Origin of the sequence: Pacificispira spongiicola, from assembly GCF_012926505.1 — a bacterium.
Classification (GTDB): domain Bacteria; phylum Pseudomonadota; class Alphaproteobacteria; order UBA8366; family Aestuariispiraceae; genus Pacificispira; species Pacificispira spongiicola.
The window spans coordinates 93161-114098 of the sequence record NZ_JABBNT010000006.1; the positions used below are offsets into that span (position 1 = coordinate 93161).

The following is a 20938-nucleotide window of genomic DNA, read 5'->3' on the forward strand; positions in this document are numbered from 1 at the left end:
TGATCCTTCCCGATGGGCTTCCGTTATCGAAAAGCATAGCCCCGCGATGGGCCGCGACCGATAGCCGAAGGCCCGATTTTTTAGCCGAAAGTCTGTTTTTCAAATGAACAGCCCGGCAATTCGGTGGGGAAACTTGCTGTGTGACAGGGGCGTGGTACCGTCTCGACGGTCGAAAATGAAAAGGGCGGTTCGGGATGTCCCATCCCATAACGACGGTGTTTGGCGCATTCGGACGGATCGGCGTAACCGAAATGGATTCGTCGCTGACCACCCATGTTCATCCGCATTTGCACGTCATTTTAAAACTGGATGGCGCGGACACTGCGTTTCATGTTCGGAATAGACGTTGCCCGGTGACCGACGATACAGCGGTGCTGGTCAATGCCTGGGAACCGCATTCCTGGACCTATCGCCGGGCGGACGGACCAACCCGTTTTCTGACGCTCTATCTTGAACCGGAATGGCTGTCGCGGGTTGGCGTCGGGTCAGCCGAAAGCGGACCGGGTGCATTCTTCGGCGCATCCGTCATTCGGCGTTCCACAGAGGTTCGGACAGCCGTTAGCGAGCTGTATCGGCTGACCTTGGCGACGGCGCGGGACGGCACGGGCTTGCCGTCGGTCGATGCGATTTCCGACGTTTTGATTACCCTTGTCGGCGAATTGCGTCGATGTGCGGCGGGGGCCGTGCGCGACGCACGCGACGGTCCGGCCTTCGATTACCGCATTCGGCGCGCCATGGGCATGTTGTATCATTATGACGGCCCGCTACAGGTCGATGCCGTGGCGCGAGAGGTCGGGCTGTCCCGTCCGCGCTTCTTTGAATTGTTCAAGCACTGCACGGGCATGACCCCCACACGGGTCAGCAGCGCGGCGCGGATGGAACGCGCCATTGCCTTGCTGACGGACAGCGCGATGCCGTTGGGCGACCTGTCCGAAAGCCTGCATTTCGCGACGCCGGGAAACTTCACGCGGTTCTTCCGGGCGCAAATCGGGCTGTCGCCCCACGCTTTCCGCCGCAGTTCGATTCCGATCGAAACCGGCCTCGCGGAAACGCGTCAGGATTCCATCACATAACGGCCCGGCGCGTCGCAGACGGGGGCGAATCCGGCATCCGCGTTGCCGACGGGTCGCGCATCGACGGAACCGCTTGATTGTTGGGTCAGCCACGCGTCCCAGGTCGGCCACCAGGACCCGTCCGATACCGGCACGTTTTCGAACCATTGGTCCGGCGTCACGTAAGGTTCGTGTTCCTTTTTTTCCGATATTCGGAAATGTCGGTGTGGATGGCCGGGTTCGCTGATGATCCCGGCATTGTGACCGCCGCTGGTCAGCAGGAAGGTGATGTCCGTATCCGCCAGCAGGTTGAACTTGTACACGGATTTCCAGGGGGCGACATGGTCGCGTTCCGCCCCGACGATGAAGACCGGCACATGGATATCGGTCAGCGCCACGGGCTTTTCCCCGACATAGTAGCGGCCTTCCGCGAAATCGTTTTTCAGGAACAGGGACCGCAGATATTCGGAATGCATGCGATAGGGCATGCGTGTGGCATCCGCGTTCCAGGCCATCAGATCGGACATCGGCGCGCGTTCGCCCATCAGGTATTCGTTGATGACCTTCGACCAGATCAGATCGTTCGACCTTAAAATCTGGAAAGCGCCCGCCATCTGCCGGGCATCCAGATAGCCGCGATCCCACATCAGGTCTTCCAGATAGGCGACCTGACTGTCGTCGATGAACAGCATCAATTCGCCTGCTTCGGTGAAATCCGTCTGGGCGGCGAACAGGGTCATCGACTTGATCCAGTCGGACCCGTCGCGACACAGGGCCGCAACGGCGATCGTCAGCAAGGTCCCGCCGATGCAATAGCCGACGGTGTGGATGGGGACGCCGCCCGTCACGCCGCGCACCGCGTCCAGGGCCCGCATCACGCCCAAGTCTATATAGTCGTGGAATCCCAGGTCGCGATCCGCCTCCGTTGGGTTCTTCCAGGAAATCATGAAGACCGTGTGGCCCTGATCCACCAGATATTTCACCATCGAATTTTCGGGCGACAGGTCCAGGATGTAATATTTCATGATCCAGGCCGGCACGATCAGGACCGGTTCGGCGCCGACCTTCTTGGTCGTCGGCTCGTATTGGATCACCTCTATCAGGCGGTTCCGGTAGACCACCTTGCCGGGGGTGACGGCAACGTTCTCGCCGACCTTGAATTTTTCCGTGCCGGCCGGCGGCTGGTGCAGGACCGTACGTTCCCAATCTTCCAGGAAGTTTTGTGTGCCCCGGACAAGGTTCATGCCGCCTTCTTCCATCGTTCGGCGCAGGACCGTGGGATTGGTGGCCAGGAAATTGGACGGTGCGAAGACATCCAGCATCTGACGAGCGGCGAAGGAGACGACATCTTCGTGATGCGGCGTCACCCCGGCGACGCCATGGGTGGCGTTATCCCACCATTGCTGGGTTAGCAGGAACCCTTGATACAGTGCACAGAACGGCATCTGCTGCCAATCGTCGGCTTGGAAGCGCCGGTCCTGCGGTAGTGGATCGATGCAGGGGCCTTCCTGGCGACGCGTCAGCGCGCGTTGCAGATAGGCGGAAAACTTCACCGATTTGCGCAGGGCCTTTTCCATAAGCCGGGCCTGTTTGCCCGGCGAATTGGCCAGATGCACCGCCCAATCCAGATAGGCCGACATGACGGAGGCCGGGGAAATCCCCGACGTGGCACGGGCTTCCGCCGCGTGCAGGAAGCGATCGAACGGATAAATTTGATGCGCGTCGGAAGTGTCGTCGTCCATGGTGGTTTCCAATCCGAACCCGGTGGGATGCACCCCGCGACAGTATGTCCTCTGATCGACGGGGTTTGCGCTACGCAGTCTAATACCGGTACGTTAAGGTATATCGTCACGACCCGGATACGGGTCAACGGTTCGGGTTGCGTGCAGCTTGGGCTTGTACGGTCGGTATATTCCGTTTTGGTCGGATGCAATGGGTGAAATGCCGGAAAATCAAGGGTCTGGCGATGTGCCGGACGATCATGCCGACGCGGTTGACGGGGTGGGGCATGTCGTCGCGGTCAGCGGGTCCGTCGTGGATATCGTGTTTCCCGCGGGGCGGCTCCCCGCCATCGAAAATGCAGTTGAAATCGACATGGACGGCGACCGCCGCCTGACGATCGAGGTGCAGCAGCATGTTGACCCGACCCGTATCCGCGGGGTCGCGATGCAGGAAACCGCGGGCCTCGGCGGCGGCATGATTGCCCGCGATACCGGCAGCCCTATCCGGGTTCCGGCGGGGGAGTCCGTGTTGGGCCGTCTTTTGAATGTCGTCGGCGACCCGATTGACCATGGCCCTGCCTTCGCCGCCGATGTGCCGCGCCTACCGATCCACCGTAAGGCCCCCAAGATCGGGGATCGGACCGCCGGGCGGGACATGTTCCTGACCGGTATCAAGGTGATCGACCTGCTTGCCCCGCTGGTGAAGGGCGGCAAGGCGGCGATGTTCGGCGGGGCCGGTGTCGGCAAGACGGTGCTGATCATGGAATTGATCCGATCCACGGTCGAACACCATTCCGGCATTTCCGTTTTCGCCGGGATCGGGGAACGGTCGCGGGAAGGACACGAATTGTGGCAGGACCTGAAACGGTCCGGCGTTTTGGCGCGGACGGCCCTTGTCTTCGGCCAGATGAATGAACCACCGGGCGCGCGTTGGCGGGTCGGCATGTCGGCCCTGACCATCGCCGAATATTTCCGGGATCAGTTGGATCAGAACGTCCTGCTGCTGATCGACAATGTTTTCCGTTTCGTGCAGGCGGGAAGTGAGGTTTCCGGCCTGTTGGGCAGGCTGCCGTCGCGTGTCGGGTATCAACCGACGCTCTCCACCGAAATCGCGGAACTTCAGGAACGCATCGCCTCCGTCCGGAATGCATCGGTCACGTCCATCCAGGCCGTCTATGTCCCGGCAGATGATTTCACCGATCCGGCGGTGGCGGAAACCTTCACCCATCTCGACTCTTCGATCGTGCTCAGCCGCGATATGGCGGCCCAGGGGCTTTACCCGGCCATCGATCCGTTGGGGTCGTCGTCCGTGCTGCTGGATCCCAGCCTGATCGGTGCGGAACATTACGACACGGCGGAAGAGGTTCGGCGGCTTATCGAACACTATCGGGAGCTTCAGGAAATCATCTCCCTGCTGGGGATGGAGGAATTGAGCGCCGCCGACCGTACAGCGGTCGGTCGGGCACGCCGCCTGATCCGTTTCCTGACGCAGCCTTTCGCGGTAACGGCCCAGTTTACCGGAATGCAAGGCGTGTCGGTATCGCTGGACGATACACTGAAAGACTGCCAAGCCATCTTGCGCGGCGATGCCGATGCAATGCCGGAAAGCGATCTTTATATGATCGGGGCACTGCCCGACGGCGGTGTCGGTGATACGGTGAAGGCCGCATCATGAAGCTGCTGGTCACCACGCCGATGTCTGTGATCCTCGACCGGGACGACGTAACCTATATTCGCGCAGAGGACGAAACCGGGGCTTTCGGCATCCTGCCGGGGCATGCGGATTTCCTGACCGTTTTGTCCGTGTCCGTCGTCGTCTGGCGTAATGGGACCGATACCGATCACTTCATTGCAGTGCGCGGCGGTATCATGACCGTGCGTGACGGCGATACTGTGGAAATCGCGACGCGGGATGCGGTTGGCGACGTGTCCCTGGATCGTCTGGATGTCAGCATTCTGAAACGTTTTCGCGAAGAGGACGAGGCGGAAGAACGCAGCCGTACCTCCACGACCCGAATGCATCTCGCTGCGATTCGTCAGGTGCAGCATTACCTAACCGCGAACCGAGGGCCAATTGGACCTGGCGCGCTGCATCCGGGGGGCGACGCGGAATGACGCAACAGCCCAAAAAGGATCACGCCACCAATGGCGGGCGCACGGAATTGCAGGACGCGGTCAAACGGCGCGCGGTGCGGTCGGAACAATGGGAACGGGATGGCGAGCGGTCCATATGGCAGAATATATCCATGATCGGCGCGCTGGGCTGGCTGATCGTCGTGCCGACCTTGATCGGTGTCGCGGCGGGGCGTTGGCTGGATGATGCCTTCGGAACGGGGATCACCTTTACCGGGGCGTTGATCTTTTTGGGCGCGGCTTTCGGTGGCTATCTTGCCTGGCACAGGATGCAATCGAAATGACGGACACGACCTTGGCGGCTATCCTCGGTTTTCTGCCCTATCTAGGGGCGGGACTTGCCTTGGGCGTGGTCTATTTCCTGGTTTTGTACAAAAGCGTCCGACTGCATACGGCGGATGCGTCTGCCGGGCGGATGATCGGATTGTTCCTGCTGCGTGTCGCGCTGGCTTTGGCGGTCTTCTATCCCTTTGCGCGGATCGGGGCGGGACCGTTGCTGGCCGCGCTGGTCGGATTCATGATCGCGCGCTTTGCCGTGCAGGGTTTCATTCGCCGTTTGGAACGTGGAACGGGGGCGTGATGGATATCAACCCACTGGCCCCGGATATCCTGTTCCATATCGGCCCCGTGCCGATCGACCGCGCCGTTGTGACGACCTGGGCGATCATGGCGCTGTTGACGCTTCTGTCCTGGCTGGGGACGCGCCGCGCTACGGTGCATGCCGGCGGTTTGCAGGCGGTGCTGGAAATCGCGGTGGAAGCATTGGAAACCCAGATCCGCGACGTCTTGCGCCGTGACCCATGGCCCTATCTGCCGATATTGGGCAGCCTGTTTCTGTTCATCGTCGTCGCCAATCTGTCCGCCGTGATACCGGGGCTGAAGCCGCCGACAGCGCATCTGGAAACACCGGCGGCCCTGGCCATTATCGTTTTCCTGTCGGCCCATGCCTTCGGGCTGCGTAGCCTGGGGCCGGTCAATTACCTGAAACGCTATGTAAAGCCGAACCCGATCCTGCTGCCGCTGAATATCCTGGCGGAATTCACGCGTACGTTCTCGCTGATGATCCGGCTGTTCGGTAATATGATGAGCCATGAATTCGTGCTGGCCATCGTCGTCTTCCTTGCGGGCTTGTTGCTGCCGGTGCCGTTCATGCTGCTGGGCATCCTGATCGGCGTCATCCAGGCCTATATTTTTACCATCCTCGCAACCGTGTTCATCGGCGCCGCCGTGTCGGGCGAGGCAGACTGACGAAGGAGTCCGATCCATCATGGAAAATATGGTTGAAGTGTTCAGTGTCCTGGGCGCCGCGCTTGCCGTCGCCTTCGGCGCGATCGGCCCGGCGCTGGGCGAGGGGCGGGCGGTTGCCGCCGCGATGGATGCCATCGCACGGCAGCCGGAAGCGGCAGGCACCGTGTCCCGCACGTTGTTCGTCGGGCTGGCGATGATCGAAACCATGGCGATCTACTGCTTGGTTGTCGCCTTGCTGCTTCTCTACGCCAATCCCTTTGTCGGCTGATGCAGATCGATTGGTGGACGCTTGCCCTACAGGCGATCAATTTCCTGGTGCTGGTCTGGCTGCTGAAGCGGTTTCTGTACCGGCCCGTGAAGGATGTCATCGCCAAACGCCGGGCCCTTGCAGAAGACGCGCTGGCGAAGGCCGCCGCGAAGGAGGCCGAGGCCGACGCGGAAAAAGACCGTTTGACCGCCGAACGGGACGCTCTGGCACGCGAACGGCACGAAGTGCTGAAAGCCGCGCAAAAGCAGACCGAGGCTGACCGTGCGGAGATTTTGGATAAGGCACGGGCGGAGGCCTCTAGGATTGTGGCGGCTGCAGAGGCGGCGATAGATCGGGAACGGCAAGAAACGCTGTCCGGCATGAAACGGGAAATCGGGCAGCTGGCGGCGAATCTCGCTGCCGGAATCCTGGCTCAGTCCGATGCGGCGGCGCTGGCCAATGCCTGTTTGGATCACATGAAGACACAATTGGAAGCGCTGCCCGCGGAGGAACGCGATCAGATGCGCGCCGCGTTGACGAAGGGCGTGACGGTGGTGACGGCGGTCCCGGTGGCGGATACGGGAGCCTGGACCGCGATGATCGCAGCGGCGCTCGGGCCGGATGGCCGGATCGATTTCGACACCGACCCGTCGTTGATCGGTGGGGCGGAACTGCGCTTCCCGCATACGACCCTGAAATTCAGCTGGGCCGACCATTTGGATCAGGCCGGAAGGATTCTGCAAGGTGACGACGCCGTTTCGTGACTCCCTGAGCGACTGGTTGCCGCAGGCACAGGACCGGATGAGCCGGTTGGAAGGTCGTGCCGTGCTGGAACATGTCGGCGTGGTTGAACATATCGGTGACGGTGTTGCGACCGTATCGGGCCTGCCGCGTACGAAACTGGACGAGGTTCTGCGTTTCGAAGACGGGACGCTGGGGCTGGCTTTCAAGGTGGAGGACGGCAGCGTCGGCTGTGTCCTGCTGGGCGGGTCGGAGGCGATTAGTGCCGGTCACAAGGTCTGGGGTACGGGGGAGATTATCCGCGTGCCGGTTGGGGAGGGACTGCTGGGGCGCATGGTCGACCCGACCGGGCAGCCGTTGGACGGTGGTGCGGCGATTGAGGCCGCGCGCTACGATCCCATTGAACGGCCGGCACCGGGCGTCGTTGACCGCGAATTGGTGACGCAGCCGCTGATGACCGGGTTGACCGTGGTGGATGCGATGATCCCGCTGGGCCGGGGACAGCGCGAATTGATCATCGGCGACCGTAAGACAGGCAAAACCGCGATTGCCGTCGATACCGTGATCAATCAGCGCGATACCGGCGTGATCTGTGTCTATGCCTGTATCGGGCAGAAGGCATCGACGGTGAACCAGATTGTCGATGCCGTGCGCCGTCACGGCGCGATCGATCGCTGCATCTTCGTAGTCGGCGCGGCGGATGCGCCCCCTGGTGCGCAATGGATCACACCCTATGCGGCCTGCTCCATGGCGGAATATTTCCGGGACAAGGGGCAGGATGCGCTGCTGATTGTGGACGACCTAACGAAGCATGCGATCATCTATCGCCAACTGTCCCTGTTGCTGCGCAAGCCGCCGGGGCGGGAGGCCTATCCCGGCGATGTGTTCTATGCCCATGCACGGTTGCTGGAACGTGCGGCGAAACTGTCCAAAGAATTGGGGGGTGGGTCGCTGACGGCCCTGCCCATCGCGGAAACACAGGCGGAAAACCTGACCGCCTATATCCCGACCAACCTGATTTCCATCACCGACGGTCAGATTTATCTGGAACCGAAGCTGTTTTACGAAGGACAGAAACCTGCCGTCAGTGTGGGGATGAGCGTATCGCGAGTCGGCGGTCAAACCCAATCCAGGGCCATGAAGAAGATGGCGGAAAAACTACGTCTGGAATATGCGCAGTTCCTGGAATTGGAGGTCTTTACGCGGTTCGGCGCGATGATGGACGAGCGAACCAGGAAGACAATCGGCCATGGTCGGCGCATCCGTGCGGTGCTGGCCCAGCCGGAATACAAGCCGATCCCGCTATCGGTGCAGGTGGCGGCCTTGTTGGCGTTAAACGAAGGCCTGTTGGACGATTTGCCCGTGACGTCGGTGCCGGGCGTGAAGGCCGACCTGGACCCGTGGCTGACGGATCATTGTCCGCATATTCGCGCGCGGATCGAAGAAAGCGGCGAATTGACGGATCAGGACCGAACGGACCTTACTGCCGCGTTGAAGGCGTTTCTGGCTGATCGGCCCAGGGCAGGCGGGACCTGACATGGAGCAATTGTCGCGCATCAAGGACCGGATCGGCAGCCTGGAAGACCTGGGCGGCTTGATCCGTGCCTTGCGCGCGATGTCCGCATCCCATGTGCAGGAGGCCCAAGGCGCCTTACCCGGCATCGTCAAGTATGTCGAGGCGGTGGAAGGCGCGATTGCGGAGGCACTGGCGCTTTCCCCCGGTCTATCCGGGCGCGATATGCCGTCGGGTCAGGGGGCGGCGGATGTCGTTATCGTCATCTGCGCCGAACACGGCTTCGTCGGGGCGTTCAATGAACGTCTTTTGGACCGGGCGGCGGCGGAACTTGCGGACCGGCCGAATGCGCGTCTGGCCATTGTCGGGCGTCGCGGCGCCATGCTGGCGGAAGAACGCGGGATCGCCCCCGAATGGTCGTTCCCCATGGCGATCGATGTCGCCAGCGTCCTGGGCGTCACCCGGCATACAGCCCGGGTTTTGAGCGATGCCGCCCATGCCCGCATCGCCTATGCCGAATATCGGCCCGGCGGGAATTACGAAGTCGTTGTGAAAACGATCCTGCCAATTGACCCGGCGGTTCTGACGCGCGCGGGCGCGAGCGGCGCGCCGATGCACCATCTGGCCCCGGACCTGTTGTTGGAGCGGCTTGCGGACGAATACCTTTTTTCGGAAATCACACGCGCCGTCATGCAATCACTGGCCAGCGAGAACGGTGCGCGATTACGCGTCATGGAATCGGCGGACCGCAGTATCGGTGATAAATTGAACGGCCTGCATCGCGATGAGCGTGTCTTGCGGCAGGAGGCGATTACGTCCGAACTTCTCGACGTCGTTGTGGGAAGCGAGGCGGTGTCCGGCCCCGGTCGACGTTAAGTCCGCACCTTTTAGACGTGGCCGTAAAAGTCACGGTGGACGGCGATGGAATAGGCATAGTCCAATAGCGTGGACCAACTGAATACCGGCATGTCGATGGCGCGTTGGATCGCACGGCCGAACGGCTGGAATCCTGTGCATTCCAGAACCATCGCGCCCATATTGGGATGAGCGTCGGCAAAGTTCCGGGCGACGGCGACGATGTCGGCCTCGGCCATGTCGTAATTCGCGGTGGGCAGATCGGGGCGCAGATCCTTGGTCCACAGATTATCGAATTCGGGACATTTCCCGTCATCCTTCGCCCCGCGCACGACATAGTTCGAGTCCAGCGCGACGCCGACCGATGTCAGGTGGCGGTCCCGCAGGCGGTCGCCTTCCGCCACCAGAATGCCGACCGTTTTCTTATGCCCGATGAGTGTCTGGGCCAGCGGTACCTGCAGCAGGCTCGACGCGAAAACGGGGATATCGACGGCTTCGGCGATTTGTTCCTGGAACCAGGCGAAATAGCCGCATTCGGCGGCGATGGCGCGGCAGCCCATGCGCTCCAGCTTGCGGGCGGCCTTCAGCACCGGCTCCAGGAAGGCTTCCTTCTCCTCGCCACGGACGAGCCCCTTGATATCCACGCCTTCCGCGACTTCGTACTGGATGGGGAAGGGATAAGCGCTGGCATTGCGGACATCGCCCGGAAATCCCGGATAGACATCGTCCAATATGATGATGCCGAGGCCCATGCCGTAGCACCGCCGGTCCTTGCGGGCGATGATGTCGCGAATGGCGGGGTCGTGCAGGGGCATCGGTTAACTCCTCAAATTATGGCCTAGGCGCATAATGATTAGTAAGATAAATTAAGAAAAATCATGTTTTGTTATGAGGTGGCCTAAATGCTTATCGGACGGTCCCGGCGCGAAGAATTGTCGGTTCGGCGGGTGCGCAGTGTTCTGGCCGTCGTCGGGCAGGGGTCGTTTTCCGCCGCGGCGCAGGAATTGGGGCTGACGCAGCCTGCCGTCTCCCAACATGTGAAGCAGCTTGAAGATCAACTGGGCCTGCCTCTCCTGGCCCGGGATGCGGAAGGCATCCGTCTGACCTCGGGCGGGGCGGCTCTACTGCCCGCGCTGCGCCGCTTTCTGGCCGGGAACGAGGCGATCCTGGATCATCTGGCGTCGATCAATCAGGGGACGCGGCGGATCGTTCGGGTGGCCAGTCCGGCCAGCTTTGCCGCGCTTCATATCGCGCCGGTCTTCAAGGCGCTGCGGACGGACTTTCTCGATCACATCCTCGACGTGTCGGAAATCGACGACGCGGAGGCCTTTTTGAAAATTCGGGCCGGGGATATCGACCTGGGCATTTCCAGCGTCTTCACCCCGTCGCCGGGCCTAACGTTCGAGCCGCTGCGTCAGGACGGGGCCTGCGTCGTCGTGTCGGCGGACGATCCGCTGTCCCGGTCGGCGGCGATCGATGCGGAAACCCTGATCGCGACCCCGGTCGTGCGCTTCCCCATCGGCACGACGTCGGATGATTGGCTGTCCGCCGTGGCGGAGACGGTGGGGCGCCTGCCGGATGTCGTTGCGGAGGTTCGCCAACTCGTCACCGGTTTCCAGCTTGTCCGGCAGGGGCTGGGCGTTACCCTGGTGCCGGAGGATGCGGCCCGCGCCTGCCTGCTGCCCGGCCTCGTCGCCGTGCCTTTCGCCGACCGGAGCTTGGTGCGGACATTCGGCATGGTGTTGAACGAAAGCCACGTACCGTCGGATTTCGAACGTCGATTGATCGACGGGTTGCGCGGCAGGGGAAATTAAAGGAAGGACCGGCGCGCCGCCTTGGTCAGGCCGCTGGCGACGGCAATGAACGGGTCCGACGGCACGATTTGCGCCTTCGGGACGCAGGCGGTCAGGGCGTTTCGAATATCGGGCAGCAGCGTCGATCCGCCGGTCAGGACGATATGCCCGACACTGTCCGGGTCGATATCCGCCATGGCCAGGGTTTCGCGGGCGGCCTGCGCCACGCGCGACAGGGGCGTTTGGAAATATTGCGATAGCGCCGCCTGATCCACGTCGATGGCCGGTATGGCGCGTATATCTGTAAAGCCGAGCCGAGCGGTGGGCGCGTCGCTCAAGGCGATCTTCACGCGTTCCACGGCGTTGGCGAGACGATGGCCCAGTTGCTGGTCCAGGATGGTGAGCAGGTGGCCCAGTTTTTCCGGTTCCAGTGCCTGGCGCTGGACGGTCCGGACCTCCCGCACAATGGCGGGGGCGTAGCAGAAGTGGATTTTCTGCCATGTCGCGAGGTCGGAATAGTATCCGGGCGGCACCGGCAGGATGGTGTCGGAGGTCACGGACCGCATTTCCGTGCCATAGCCGAAATGCGGCATCACGGCTTTCAGGGATAGCTGCCGGTCCAGGTCGGTCCCGCCGATATGCACACCGTGATTGGCCAAAACCTCGAACCGCCCATCGGGTTCGCGGCGGGCCAGCGTGAAGTCGGACGTGCCGCCGCCGATATCCGCGACCAGCACGATTTCGGGGCTGTCCATCAGGTCTTCCGCGTCGATCAGGGCGGCGACGGGTTCGTAGACGAATTCGATGTCGGTGAAGCCGGATTCCGTCAGAACCTCTCGCAACTGGGATTCCGCCTCCGCATCCCTTTCGTCGCTTTCGTCGACGAAGCGGACGGGACGGCCCGCGACGAGGTGCGTGACTTCCTGCCCCGTCGCTTTTTCGAGGCTGTCCTTCAGTTCCTTGATGAAGCGGACCAGCAGCGCCTTGAAGGGCCATGATTTCCGGCCCATGCGGGTGGATTCCGATGCCAGACTGGTGCCCAGAATGCTCTTCAGCGCCCGCAGATAGCGGCCTTCATAGCCTTCCAGGAAGCGTTCCTCCGCCTCCCGGCCGCAGACCAGGACCATCTCCTCGTCGTCGTGGAACAGGGCGGTCGGAACCGCCTGAGCGCCGCCGGCGAAGCGATGCAGTTCTTGAGACGTCGCGGTCGCGATCCCGATGGCGGAGTTCGACGTTCCGAAATCCAATCCGGCAACAAAAGAGGTCATGGCGGGTGGCATCCCTGGACGGTATGGACGGCATGGAGGGGCGAGGGGCGCCCTTATGACGTAATCGACACCAAGATGGCCACCTATTTTTGAAATTTTCGGCAAAAGAAAAGCGGCGGCCGGTTTCCCTGCCGCCGCTCGTTCATCCAGATTATGCGGGATCAGTTCCAGAAGGACTCCCGGACCGTCGCGTCCCGCTGCCCTTCCGGCGTCAGGACGGTCAGTTTCGTATCCGGGTCCCAATGGGTCATGCGGACCATGCCGATGGCGACATTGGTGTTGAAATCCGGCGACCACGCGGCGGAGGAAACCCGCCCGACCGGCTTGTCATTCGCCATCAGCGGCCAATGCCGGTCGCAGATGGGAACCTTCGGTCCGTCGATGGAAATCGCGCGGATCTGTTGCACCGGGCCTTCCTTGGCCACGCGCAGCAGGGCGTCGCGGCCGATGCAGCCGATGGCCGTCCAGGTGTCGCAGAACTTGCCCAACCCGCATTCATGCGGCGTGTTGTCGTCCGTCATGTCGTTGCCATAGGACAACAGCCCGCTTTCCACGCGTTCGATCAGATTCGGGCATCCGGCACGGACATCCATGGCCGCGCCCGCCTCGAACAGGGCGTGCCACAGCGGCATGCCGATATCGCCGCCTTCGACATAGATTTCGAAGCCGCCCTGTTTGGAATAGCCGGACCGGGCGATGACGAGATCGCGCCCCTGGAACGGGAACTTGCCGAACCGGAAGAAGCGGACGGACCGGATCGCGTCGCCGAACACGGCTGCCATCAGGTCTTCCGCTTTCGGCCCCTGCACGGCGAGGGGCGAAACGTCGGGTTCATCGACCAACACATCGAGGCGATAGCCATAGGCGATGCCCTTCACCCAATACAGCAGGTCGCTGTCCGCGATGGAAATCCACCAGCGGTCTTCCGCGATCTTCACCGCGACGGGATCGTTCAGCATGCCGCCGGTTTCGTCGACGATGGGCACGTAATAGCACTGCCCCGGCAGCATGCCGCGCAGGTCACGCGGCGTCAGCATCTGCATCAACCGACCGGCATCGGGGCCGCGCAGCTCAATCTGGCGTTCGCAGGCGACGTCCCAGACCTGAACGGCGTCCTTCAGGTGGCGATAGTCTTCCTCCACCGACCGAAACACGGTGGGCAGCAGCATGTGGTTGTAGACGGTATAGGCAGAGACCCCGGCGGCTTCGACCCCGTCGCTGAACGGGGTGCGGCGAAGACGGCGGGACGGAGAGAGAGCCTGCATGGCGGTTCAATCCATTCGTTGGCACGGGCCGGGCACGACGGGCGCCGCACAGGGACCGATGCGGTTGCGGGAGTTTCGGGTGTTCGGGAAGACGGGGCTGGGCCGTTAGGTGCCCGGGGTACAGGCCCCTGGAGTACAGGCGCAGGGAACGCCGATTTCGCGGTATGTCATTGTGCGCTGCACCTCCCCAGCTTGATCCTGCACGGTTGGCCGTGTAAGGATTTTGTAAATGCCTGACATTTAAATGCCAGACAATTAAGTGACAGAGATTTAAATGCCTGACAATGAAAAATCAGCACGTGCGAAAACGACCGATCTGTCGGCGCAGATCGCGAAGTCGATCCGCGATGCAATCCTGTCCGGTGACCTGAGTGCGGATGAACGCCTGCCGTCCGAAGCGGAACTGGCGGAGCAGTTTTCCGTGTCCCGTCCGACGGTGCGGGAGGCGTTGAAACGGCTGGCGGCGCAATCCCTGATCCGCACGGAACGCGGCGCCTTTGGCGGCGCCTTTGTGCGGCGTCTGTCCTATAAGGAAGCGCAGGCCCAGAACGTCACCGCCTCCACCCTGCTGTTGACCATCAACGATATACGCTTCGACGTGGCCTGCGAGGCCCGCTTCGCCATGGAACGGGCCTGTATCGCGCTGGCGGCGCAACGCCGGGACGCGACCCACCTTGCCGCCATGCGCGCCGAAATCGACCGCCAGAAGGACCCGACCCTGACGGACGAGGATTTCTGCGCCTCCGACGTCGCCTTGCACCGGGCCCTGGTCGACGGGGCGGGCAATCCGGTCCTGTCCTATCACCTCGCGGGCTCGGTGGAGGCGATGCAGCCGCTGATGAATATGATAACCTTCTCCACAAGGTCGCGCAGCCGCATCGTCGCTCTGCACACGGCCCTGACCGACGCCCTGGAAGCCGCCGACGCGATGGCGGCGGAATCCGCCCTGGACGCCTTGCAGTCCTACACGCTGGAGCTCGGCCGCGACGCCTTGGCGAAACGCGCGGCGGCGGGGCGATAGACGGCGTAGCGGCACTGGTAGAAAATCCAACTAAGCTACTCACCGCTAGCCTCTTCATGCTATAACCTTCACGCGACGGCATGTGCTGGTGAGCGTTCCGAGGGGGGGTAACCTCATCAAGTCGGGTAGCGGACGTTCGGGCAGCGGGGAGTGTCTTACACTGCGCTTATCGTGCCACTCGCCACGGTGCCGTCGTACCTTGGTGGTCAGTACGTGTTATTATTGCCACTAAGGGGCTGTTTCGCTCGTCAGCGTCCAGAAATGTTTAGTGCCTGCGAAACGTTAACTTGGTGAACGCCTATTTAGAGATCGAAGAGTATTCATCGCAAATGACCCGGATAGTGGCTACAATTCGCGACTTTCGTTTCCGCGTTAACGAATATTCGACACGATACGGAAACATGAATTTGCGTTGGAGCGAGCCTTGGGACATCCAATGCAATTTTGATCAGACATGGCCTAACAATGGTCGCCCTGGTTGCTATGCAATATTCGACCGTGATCTCAAACTATTATACATCGGTAAAACGATAAATTTTGGGAAACGTTTAGGTGAGCATTTCAAGGTGGACCCAACAGACCCAACCCGTAAACGCGGTCTTCCGAAGACTACCGAGGCGTGGTCTCCTAAAGCGCACTATGTTCTGACGGTTGCCCTCGACCATGCGTATGAAGCGCCCAGTCTCGAGGAATACCTGATTGAGAAGTTGCAGCCGTGTGGCAACAGAATGGGGATCAGAACCTGAATGTTGCGTCCTTGGAAGGCCTTCTCGGCGGTAAGGGGCAAACTATCTTGGGGGGCTTCCAGACTCCGCGCCGACCGTGCCGCCCAGTGGTGACGCTAAGGACGCGGCCACATCAACACTTGCTTCGGATAGATAGCGCAATCGTATTGGGAAGTCGATGTAATCCGGCGGAAACGCCCGCAAGGAGCTGGAAACATACGGATGCGAGTAACAACGACACAGCAATCGCGTGGTTCCGCGCTAAACTACTGACTTTAGAAGAGGATGGTGGCGGATCAGGGACTCGAACAGGGTAAATAATAAATATTTGATAAAAAATGATTTATTATAATTTTCTGTCTGTGAAAGTTCTCCATTTTGTAGCCATTTCCTCAACTGAACTTGTAGCCTTCAAGCACTCTGAACGACGGGTTTCTCTGAATCCAGGACATCGCACAGTCGAAAGTACATATGCCCCTGGATGTTTTTCACGGGCCGCGGCGAATGAGGCAGATGAATGATGTCGTCAGTCGAAAGGATGTAAAAGCGGAATGGAGCCCCTCGATCTCCCCAGCCAAACTCAACATCACGCGCCTCCAGGTAATGAGCTAGTCTTTCCTTCTCGTCGTTTGACAAAGAACTTTCGAACACGGAGCTACGTGCGACCGGATCAAGCGGATCGAACGAGATAATGTCGAGCACTCGATATAGTTTGCTCATTGCTCCTCCGCCTTTTTCGCGAAAAGCGATCCTTAGCGGTGTTTTATAGCTAAAGCTCGGCGTATCTGGGCACGCATGAATACAGGTTTCCTCAATGGCCTTCGCAGTGCCACCGGCTGGGACGCTAAGAATTTCGCGTTCATAGAATTGCATGTCATTTCCCATCCTCTGCAAAAACCGTAAAAACTCGCCGACCAATTGGTCTTTGGGCGCATGTTGATGAGCAATCAGGCGTATATCGTTCCAAGTCACCGAGGCGATATCCGGGAGAATTCGTTTCGTTCTTGTCAGGGCAATTGGAACGACCGGGAAGGCTTTTACGGCCGTAAGAACGCCTGGCGTTACGTATCTTCGGACCTGATTAATAATCGAGTCGTCAGACGCGTTGGATCCCTTAGCTGTCTTTGCTTCGATGACGAGTGCAAAAACCGGAGCATGTCCACGCAGGAAGCGGACAACGAGATCCGCTCTGATTTTGCCCGTGTTGTCTAATCCGATCATTTCTGCATCGACAATGATCTGATCGAACTTTGGATTCTTCTGTCCGACAATTCCTTTGACTACACGTGCCACACTCGAGATCCGCAGCAGTGCTCTTAGCAATGCCGGCGACTTGCTCAAAACATAGCCAAGCGCTTTTGTCTGGCGCGGCTCCCTGCCTGATCCTGCAATAAGATCGAAGACTGTTGCCGTGTTTGCAAAACCATCTGACTCGTAAAGTCGGAAAAGTGCTTTCATTTCGATCTGTGCGTCGCCCGCCTTCGTCTGCGAGAAGTGAATAGCCCCTATATTTCTGGACGCCTTCTTCCCTAAATTTGAGGCAAGGAGGCCGGAAACGCTTGGGTATCAGGGCATTTCCGTCAATATCAATGATTTAGGGGGAGGATGGTGGCGGATCAGGGACTCGAACCCCGGACACATGGATTATGATGCAATTATATATATAATAAAAACAGCAGTTTATTAGTGATGTGTTGCATCTGTGTCGCAATCATCCGATCAACCGTGTTTCCGCTCGGTGCGCTAGGTCCGCGTCGGCTTCCGGGTTGGGGAACAGGTGCCCGTAGGTGTCCATAGTCATCGATAGAGTGGCGTGTCCCGCGATATCCTGAATTCGTTTGTGCGGATAGCCTAGATCGATCCAAGTCGATATGGCGTAGTGGCGAAATGCGTGAATGCCGTACTTCGCCTCCATGACCGGCTGTCCGTCGTCATCCAGGATCGGCGCGCCGTCGTCGTCTACCTTGGATACCGACACTCCGGCCTCGATTTGCGTTGCCGCGAAGCCGCGCCGGTAGACGTTCGAATGGTTTTCGACGTTACCCGCACCGTTCGGGAAAACGAGGAACAGTTGCCCCGGATCGGTCACGTTTCCGTCGGCGTCTTTCTTCACGTTTCGCCGGGGGCATACCAGTTTCCATTCCCGTAAGGTGTTCGCGAGATAGCTACCCATCGGGATAGATCGTCGTCCGGCCTTCGATTTCGGTGCGCCCAATTCGTTATACAGGCTTGCTCGCTGCCGTACATGGATCACGCTAGCGTCAAAGTCTACGTCGTCCCATGTTAGGCCGCGAAGCTCGCTTGCGCGCATCCCTGTGAAGATCGCCGCAATTATCAGGGGCCTCCAGCGCCCGCTCGCAGCCGCCAGAATAAGGCGCGCCTCTTCTTGTGTCGGGAAGTGCTTTCCGGCCAAGATTTTTTCGTGTTGCCTGTCGCCGTTTCTCTTCCGGCGGCGGCGTTCCCTGACGACATTGCGGGACACTAGGCCACGGTCTTGGGCGTCCGCCAAGATGCTGCCGAGACTGGAAAGCGCCTTGCGTACCAGCGCATCGCTACGGCCATTCTTGTGAAGCCACGTTTCAAACTCTCTGACTGTTTGCGTGTTGAGGTCGGACAGCTTTGTGTCGGCCAGACGCTCATAAATATGGTAATCGAGGTGGGTCCGGTATTGGTGAAGGGTGGAGCGCTCTAGCCTCGATTCCTCGCAGGTCTCAAACCATAGTTCCCCCGCCTTGCGGACGGTCACAGATTCAGACGCAGCGGTGTGCGTTCCCTGCTTCACTTCATGGCGGGCCTCGATAGACCACGCCTCCGCGTCTTTTTTGCGCGTGAAGGTTTTCAGGTGCCGCTTGCCGTGCTGATCGAAGTAATCGACCACCCACGCCTCCTTGGTTTCCCCCTTTCGGGTTTCCCAACTGCGCTTCCGTATCGACGCCATGTTCTTTGCTCCTGATGTGTTGCATCAGTATATGTTGCAAAAAATCCATGCGTCAATATTGTTGCGGTCGAGCGGCGCGACTGCCGACTTCATTCGTTAGTGTGCGACAAGATTTCCAACCCCTTGCCGGTAATCTTCCACCCCCGGAAATTGCCCGCGCGAACGCGGACGATCCATCCCGCTTCGAGCATTGCTTTCCGATCGAAGAACGACACATCCCTGATCTGATCCTCGTGGCAAATCGGGCACTGCCCATCGCCCCGCACGATCTTGAGAATGCCGATGTGCCGGTCTGTGAGTTCTGGGAGGCTGTCGTTGGAGCGCATCGCTATAGTTCCGTTCCTTCATGAAGTTCCAAAAAGTTCAGTCGCTCAAACTGAGCAAGGTCTGTGAGAATCCGGCCGTCGGCGTCGTACCTAAGCGACGGCTTGACGAGTGGGTAAGATCGGCCACAGGTCTGACAGCGCAACCGCTTCTGAAGTGCGGCCAGGGTCGTGCCCCGGTGGATTCGCCGATGCCCAACCCATTTCTCCGGATCGAATCCGGTCGGCTTCTTGCAATTCACGCAAATTATGAGAACCGACATGCCTCGATCCATGATGTCGCCCAAGTTGATCATTTTGCTTGTCCGATAGGGTGCGCTCGTCCAAGCGCTAATTCGGAACTAAGATAGAACAAATGAGGCGTGGCGATCAATGCCAGTGACGGTCAGTGACGTTTCGTGACCGTCCGCTTAGAAGGCGGGTGCTCTATGGTAGGTTAAGTGATCCTAATGGATCGTCCCGGTCTCGGCTTGTAGATCGGCAATGGCTTTGACAATCCTTCGCCAGACTGCGGCCCCCTCGAAATCGCCCCCGTCGAGCAAGCGGTCCGCGTTCAATGCTGCCTCGACGCTGGCGTTTTCGCCGTGCTGATCGATCAAGAGCTTTGCGGTTCGGTAAATGTCTTTCGTATCCATTGATATTCAATATCGGAAAAGCCGAAGCCCTCCAACGAATCAGGTATCCGAAGGGCAGCAATTTTAAAATGGTCGTATCAGTAACGATCACAATGCGTACTGAAAGGGGCAGAAAATGGATATCAGGCGCGCAACGGAAATTCCAAGCGATGACACTGATCATGCAACTGTTGTGAAATACATCGCGCCGTCAGATCAACGTGTAACGCATTACCTAACAGGTAGCGTAGCGCGTGACGGAAAGGTTGTCTTTCTTCAACCAGAATTTGGCCGGTACGATATAGAAGCCGACGCCATACAGGCCGCTACGGAGTTCGCAGAGGCATACGGTTTGAATGAAGTCGTCTTAGTTGATCAGACCTAAGCGATACGCATCAACCTTGGTCGCATCCTGGATCTGGCCAAGCCGTCGTTTTCTTGTCGATGTCGATGCCGCGCAGGTGCAGCGGCACACCTAGCGCCTGGATCACCTCGGCAGGCGTGGTCAGGTAAGTGGACGCGTCGCCGGATCGGATTTTAGCGTTCGGAAAGTTCCAAGCGACTGCCTCGCCGGTCACGGGCCTGTGGACCAGTTTCATGAAGCGGTCAGGAGTGACGATGCCATGCGAATTGACGAAATAATCGTTGTCCTCGTCGCTTCCCCAAACTACGGCGATCCAGATCACCAGCGGTCCTTTGTCCGCTTCGTCCCGCCAACACTCGATTAACTTCTCGGTTTTCCGCCAAGCGCCTGTCCGATTAAACGACGACTGTTGCGGCGTTATGTTCGTCATCACGTTGGACGCGGCTATGGCGTCCTTCCTGTCGTCCAGGTGGTTGGCCGGTACAAGGTGGCCCAGGTCGTAATCGTCGGGGGCGTTCGGGACCGAAGCATAAGTGTCTGTGCTGATTTGGCCCTTGCAGTCATCCGGCAGATTTTCGTCTAGGAAAAATGCGTGGTCGCGCTCAAGCGAGCCGGTATCGGGTCCAATCTCGTACCGCGCCGCAACGGCTCCACCGAGCGCGCAATCGTACCAGAGTGTGAATCCGGGATACTCTAGGAGGATCGTGTCCGCCCGTGCCGGTACCGTTACAATCGAGGCAAGCCCGACTAGTGCCCCCATAACCATATGTCGCATCGGCTTTCCCTTCATTGAATGGTGGCGTTAGGATCGAGGTTCAGTTGCAGCGCACGGTCCAGACGAACCATGTCTTGTTGGCCGCGTCCTTCTCAGTCCTATCGGATAGCTTTTCATATCCGTTTGGGCACCGTTCCAAAGCGTCCTGGTGGAGGTTCTGCATAGCGACGTTCGCGCCGGTTAAGACTGGATCCATGAATTTCAATTCGATAGTTCCGTCATTCATTTGCGTTGCGATTCTCTTGTCGCAACCGACAAGGGTGAGGGCAACAAACGCGAGGAGCACGATACGGGTCATAGGGGCGGCTTTCCTTTTCCTTAAGGTAGACTGTAGTTTTGCAA

At 59.7% G+C, this 20938-nt stretch carries 24 protein-coding genes; 14 read left to right on the forward strand and 10 right to left on the reverse strand.

The window, feature by feature from the left end; genetic code table 11:
- Positions 1 to 251 precede the first annotated feature (251 nt).
- Entirely contained in the window at positions 252 to 1073 is an 822-nt protein-coding gene (locus tag HH303_RS18770) for an AraC family transcriptional regulator (RefSeq protein WP_227421943.1), read from the forward strand.
- Here the strand turns inward: HH303_RS18770 and HH303_RS18775 are convergent.
- Positions 1055 to 2794 carry a PHA/PHB synthase family protein gene (locus HH303_RS18775; RefSeq protein WP_169626939.1) on the reverse strand — a complete coding sequence of 580 codons (1740 nt, stop codon included), beginning with the start codon at positions 2792 to 2794 and terminating at the stop codon, positions 1055 to 1057. The genes HH303_RS18770 and HH303_RS18775 overlap by 19 nt on opposite strands.
- A 199-nt stretch (positions 2795 to 2993) precedes the next feature.
- On the opposite strand from HH303_RS18775, the gene atpD reads away from it, so the two are divergent.
- Genes atpD through HH303_RS18820 form a run of 9 tightly spaced genes read left to right on the forward strand, consistent with a single transcriptional unit; the run spans position 2994 to position 9531 of the window.
- Positions 2994 to 4448 carry a F0F1 ATP synthase subunit beta gene (gene atpD / locus HH303_RS18780; protein ID WP_169626940.1) on the forward strand — a complete coding sequence of 485 codons (1455 nt, stop codon included), beginning with the start codon at positions 2994 to 2996 and terminating at the stop codon, positions 4446 to 4448.
- Positions 4445 to 4888, forward strand: a complete 444-nt coding sequence (locus HH303_RS18785; protein ID WP_169626941.1) for a F0F1 ATP synthase subunit epsilon — start codon at positions 4445 to 4447, stop codon at positions 4886 to 4888. Before atpD ends, HH303_RS18785 begins: the two co-directional genes overlap by 4 nt.
- On the forward strand, positions 4885 to 5190 hold the full coding sequence (locus tag HH303_RS18790; RefSeq protein ID WP_169626942.1) for an AtpZ/AtpI family protein: 306 nt from the start codon (positions 4885 to 4887) through the stop codon (positions 5188 to 5190). Before HH303_RS18785 ends, HH303_RS18790 begins: the two co-directional genes overlap by 4 nt.
- Positions 5187 to 5486, forward strand: coding sequence for an ATP synthase subunit I (locus tag HH303_RS18795; RefSeq protein WP_169626943.1), 300 nt, complete (start codon positions 5187 to 5189; stop codon positions 5484 to 5486). Before HH303_RS18790 ends, HH303_RS18795 begins: the two co-directional genes overlap by 4 nt.
- Positions 5486 to 6154 carry a F0F1 ATP synthase subunit A gene (atpB, locus tag HH303_RS18800; RefSeq protein WP_169626944.1) on the forward strand — a complete coding sequence of 223 codons (669 nt, stop codon included), beginning with the start codon at positions 5486 to 5488 and terminating at the stop codon, positions 6152 to 6154. The genes HH303_RS18795 and atpB overlap by 1 nt, the downstream gene beginning before the upstream one ends.
- 19 nt (positions 6155 to 6173) lie before the next feature.
- On the forward strand, positions 6174 to 6422 hold the full coding sequence (locus HH303_RS18805) for a F0F1 ATP synthase subunit C (RefSeq protein ID WP_169626945.1): 249 nt from the start codon (positions 6174 to 6176) through the stop codon (positions 6420 to 6422).
- Positions 6422 to 7165 carry a F0F1 ATP synthase subunit B gene (atpF, locus tag HH303_RS18810; RefSeq protein WP_169626946.1) on the forward strand — a complete coding sequence of 248 codons (744 nt, stop codon included), beginning with the start codon at positions 6422 to 6424 and terminating at the stop codon, positions 7163 to 7165. The genes HH303_RS18805 and atpF overlap by 1 nt, the downstream gene beginning before the upstream one ends.
- Entirely contained in the window at positions 7146 to 8678 is a 1533-nt protein-coding gene (locus tag HH303_RS18815) for a F0F1 ATP synthase subunit alpha (RefSeq protein WP_319637470.1), read from the forward strand. The genes atpF and HH303_RS18815 overlap by 20 nt, the downstream gene beginning before the upstream one ends.
- A gap of 1 nt (position 8679) precedes the next feature.
- A complete protein-coding gene (locus tag HH303_RS18820; protein ID WP_169626947.1) occupies positions 8680 to 9531 on the forward strand; it encodes a F0F1 ATP synthase subunit gamma in 852 nt (283 codons plus the stop codon).
- Positions 9532 to 9542: 11 nt separating this feature from the next.
- Here HH303_RS18820 and HH303_RS18825 read toward each other — a convergent pair whose 3' ends face one another.
- Complete coding sequence (locus tag HH303_RS18825; RefSeq protein WP_169626948.1) at positions 9543 to 10325, reverse strand: aspartate/glutamate racemase family protein; 783 nt, start codon at positions 10323 to 10325, stop codon at positions 9543 to 9545.
- 87 nt (positions 10326 to 10412) lie between these two features.
- On the opposite strand from HH303_RS18825, the gene HH303_RS18830 reads away from it, so the two are divergent.
- Positions 10413 to 11324 carry a LysR family transcriptional regulator gene (locus HH303_RS18830; protein WP_169626949.1) on the forward strand — a complete coding sequence of 304 codons (912 nt, stop codon included), beginning with the start codon at positions 10413 to 10415 and terminating at the stop codon, positions 11322 to 11324.
- Here HH303_RS18830 and HH303_RS18835 read toward each other — a convergent pair.
- A complete protein-coding gene (locus HH303_RS18835) occupies positions 11321 to 12571 on the reverse strand; it encodes an Hsp70 family protein (RefSeq protein WP_169626950.1) in 1251 nt (416 codons plus the stop codon). The genes HH303_RS18830 and HH303_RS18835 overlap by 4 nt on opposite strands.
- Before the next feature lie 161 nt (positions 12572 to 12732).
- Complete coding sequence (locus tag HH303_RS18840; protein ID WP_169626951.1) at positions 12733 to 13836, reverse strand: dimethylsulfoniopropionate demethylase; 1104 nt, start codon at positions 13834 to 13836, stop codon at positions 12733 to 12735.
- A gap of 274 nt (positions 13837 to 14110) precedes the next feature.
- Between HH303_RS18840 and HH303_RS18845 the strand changes: the two genes are divergently transcribed.
- Together HH303_RS18845 and HH303_RS20370 are read left to right on the forward strand one after the other, a co-directional pair.
- Complete coding sequence (locus HH303_RS18845) at positions 14111 to 14857, forward strand: FadR/GntR family transcriptional regulator (RefSeq protein ID WP_169626952.1); 747 nt, start codon at positions 14111 to 14113, stop codon at positions 14855 to 14857.
- 401 nt (positions 14858 to 15258) lie between these two features.
- A complete protein-coding gene (locus HH303_RS20370; RefSeq protein WP_227421945.1) occupies positions 15259 to 15603 on the forward strand; it encodes a GIY-YIG nuclease family protein in 345 nt (114 codons plus the stop codon).
- Between the two features lie 390 nt (positions 15604 to 15993).
- Here the strand turns inward: HH303_RS20370 and HH303_RS18855 are convergent, their stop codons facing one another.
- The 4 genes from HH303_RS18855 to HH303_RS18870 all read right to left on the reverse strand — a co-directional run bounded on the left by HH303_RS18855 (position 15994) and on the right by HH303_RS18870 (position 19478).
- Entirely contained in the window at positions 15994 to 17040 is a 1047-nt protein-coding gene (locus HH303_RS18855; RefSeq protein WP_169626954.1) for a hypothetical protein, read from the reverse strand.
- Between the two features lie 253 nt (positions 17041 to 17293).
- Entirely contained in the window at positions 17294 to 18520 is a 1227-nt protein-coding gene (locus HH303_RS18860; protein WP_169626955.1) for a tyrosine-type recombinase/integrase, read from the reverse strand.
- Positions 18521 to 18609: 89 nt separating this feature from the next.
- A complete protein-coding gene (locus tag HH303_RS18865) occupies positions 18610 to 18846 on the reverse strand; it encodes a hypothetical protein (protein ID WP_169626956.1) in 237 nt (78 codons plus the stop codon).
- A 443-nt stretch (positions 18847 to 19289) separates the two neighbouring features.
- Positions 19290 to 19478, reverse strand: a complete 189-nt coding sequence (locus HH303_RS18870; RefSeq protein WP_169626957.1) for a hypothetical protein — start codon at positions 19476 to 19478, stop codon at positions 19290 to 19292.
- 115 nt (positions 19479 to 19593) lie between these two features.
- Here HH303_RS18870 and HH303_RS18875 point away from each other — a divergent pair, with 115 nt between their 5' ends.
- Entirely contained in the window at positions 19594 to 19842 is a 249-nt protein-coding gene (locus tag HH303_RS18875) for a hypothetical protein (RefSeq protein ID WP_169626958.1), read from the forward strand.
- A gap of 10 nt (positions 19843 to 19852) precedes the next feature.
- Here HH303_RS18875 and HH303_RS18880 read toward each other — a convergent pair whose 3' ends face one another.
- Together HH303_RS18880 and HH303_RS18885 are read right to left on the reverse strand one after the other, a co-directional pair.
- A complete protein-coding gene (locus HH303_RS18880) occupies positions 19853 to 20596 on the reverse strand; it encodes a DNA/RNA non-specific endonuclease (RefSeq protein ID WP_169626959.1) in 744 nt (247 codons plus the stop codon).
- A 40-nt stretch (positions 20597 to 20636) separates the two neighbouring features.
- The gene (locus HH303_RS18885; RefSeq protein WP_169626960.1) at positions 20637 to 20894 is read right to left on the reverse strand and encodes a hypothetical protein; all 258 of its coding nucleotides are present in this window, start codon (positions 20892 to 20894) and stop codon (positions 20637 to 20639) included.
- Between the last annotated feature and the right edge of the window lie 44 nt (positions 20895 to 20938).

Coding starts and splice junctions, on each gene's coding strand:
- HH303_RS18870 (WP_169626957.1), bottom strand. CDS start 19,478: ATGGATACGAAAGACATTTACCGAACCGCAAAGCTCTTGATCGATCAG.
- HH303_RS18885 (WP_169626960.1), bottom strand. CDS start 20,894: ATGACCCGTATCGTGCTCCTCGCGTTTGTTGCCCTCACCCTTGTCGGT.
- HH303_RS18830 (WP_169626949.1), top strand. CDS start 10,413: ATGCTTATCGGACGGTCCCGGCGCGAAGAATTGTCGGTTCGGCGGGTG.
- HH303_RS18880 (WP_169626959.1), bottom strand. CDS start 20,596: ATGCGACATATGGTTATGGGGGCACTAGTCGGGCTTGCCTCGATTGTA.
- HH303_RS20370 (WP_227421945.1), top strand. CDS start 15,259: ATGAATTTGCGTTGGAGCGAGCCTTGGGACATCCAATGCAATTTTGAT.
- HH303_RS18770 (WP_227421943.1), top strand. CDS start 252: ATGGATTCGTCGCTGACCACCCATGTTCATCCGCATTTGCACGTCATT.
- HH303_RS18860 (WP_169626955.1), bottom strand. CDS start 18,520: ATGGCGTCGATACGGAAGCGCAGTTGGGAAACCCGAAAGGGGGAAACC.
- HH303_RS18790 (WP_169626942.1), top strand. CDS start 4,885: ATGACGCAACAGCCCAAAAAGGATCACGCCACCAATGGCGGGCGCACG.
- HH303_RS18840 (WP_169626951.1), bottom strand. CDS start 13,836: ATGCAGGCTCTCTCTCCGTCCCGCCGTCTTCGCCGCACCCCGTTCAGC.
- HH303_RS18835 (WP_169626950.1), bottom strand. CDS start 12,571: ATGACCTCTTTTGTTGCCGGATTGGATTTCGGAACGTCGAACTCCGCC.
- HH303_RS18855 (WP_169626954.1), bottom strand. CDS start 17,040: ATGAAAGCACTTTTCCGACTTTACGAGTCAGATGGTTTTGCAAACACG.
- atpF (WP_169626946.1), top strand. CDS start 6,422: ATGCAGATCGATTGGTGGACGCTTGCCCTACAGGCGATCAATTTCCTG.
- HH303_RS18805 (WP_169626945.1), top strand. CDS start 6,174: ATGGAAAATATGGTTGAAGTGTTCAGTGTCCTGGGCGCCGCGCTTGCC.
- HH303_RS18785 (WP_169626941.1), top strand. CDS start 4,445: ATGAAGCTGCTGGTCACCACGCCGATGTCTGTGATCCTCGACCGGGAC.
- HH303_RS18845 (WP_169626952.1), top strand. CDS start 14,111: ATGCCTGACAATGAAAAATCAGCACGTGCGAAAACGACCGATCTGTCG.
- HH303_RS18865 (WP_169626956.1), bottom strand. CDS start 18,846: ATGCGCTCCAACGACAGCCTCCCAGAACTCACAGACCGGCACATCGGC.
- HH303_RS18795 (WP_169626943.1), top strand. CDS start 5,187: ATGACGGACACGACCTTGGCGGCTATCCTCGGTTTTCTGCCCTATCTA.
- atpB (WP_169626944.1), top strand. CDS start 5,486: ATGGATATCAACCCACTGGCCCCGGATATCCTGTTCCATATCGGCCCC.
- HH303_RS18775 (WP_169626939.1), bottom strand. CDS start 2,794: ATGGACGACGACACTTCCGACGCGCATCAAATTTATCCGTTCGATCGC.
- atpD (WP_169626940.1), top strand. CDS start 2,994: ATGCCGGAAAATCAAGGGTCTGGCGATGTGCCGGACGATCATGCCGAC.
- HH303_RS18825 (WP_169626948.1), bottom strand. CDS start 10,325: ATGCCCCTGCACGACCCCGCCATTCGCGACATCATCGCCCGCAAGGAC.
- HH303_RS18875 (WP_169626958.1), top strand. CDS start 19,594: ATGGATATCAGGCGCGCAACGGAAATTCCAAGCGATGACACTGATCAT.
- HH303_RS18820 (WP_169626947.1), top strand. CDS start 8,680: ATGGAGCAATTGTCGCGCATCAAGGACCGGATCGGCAGCCTGGAAGAC.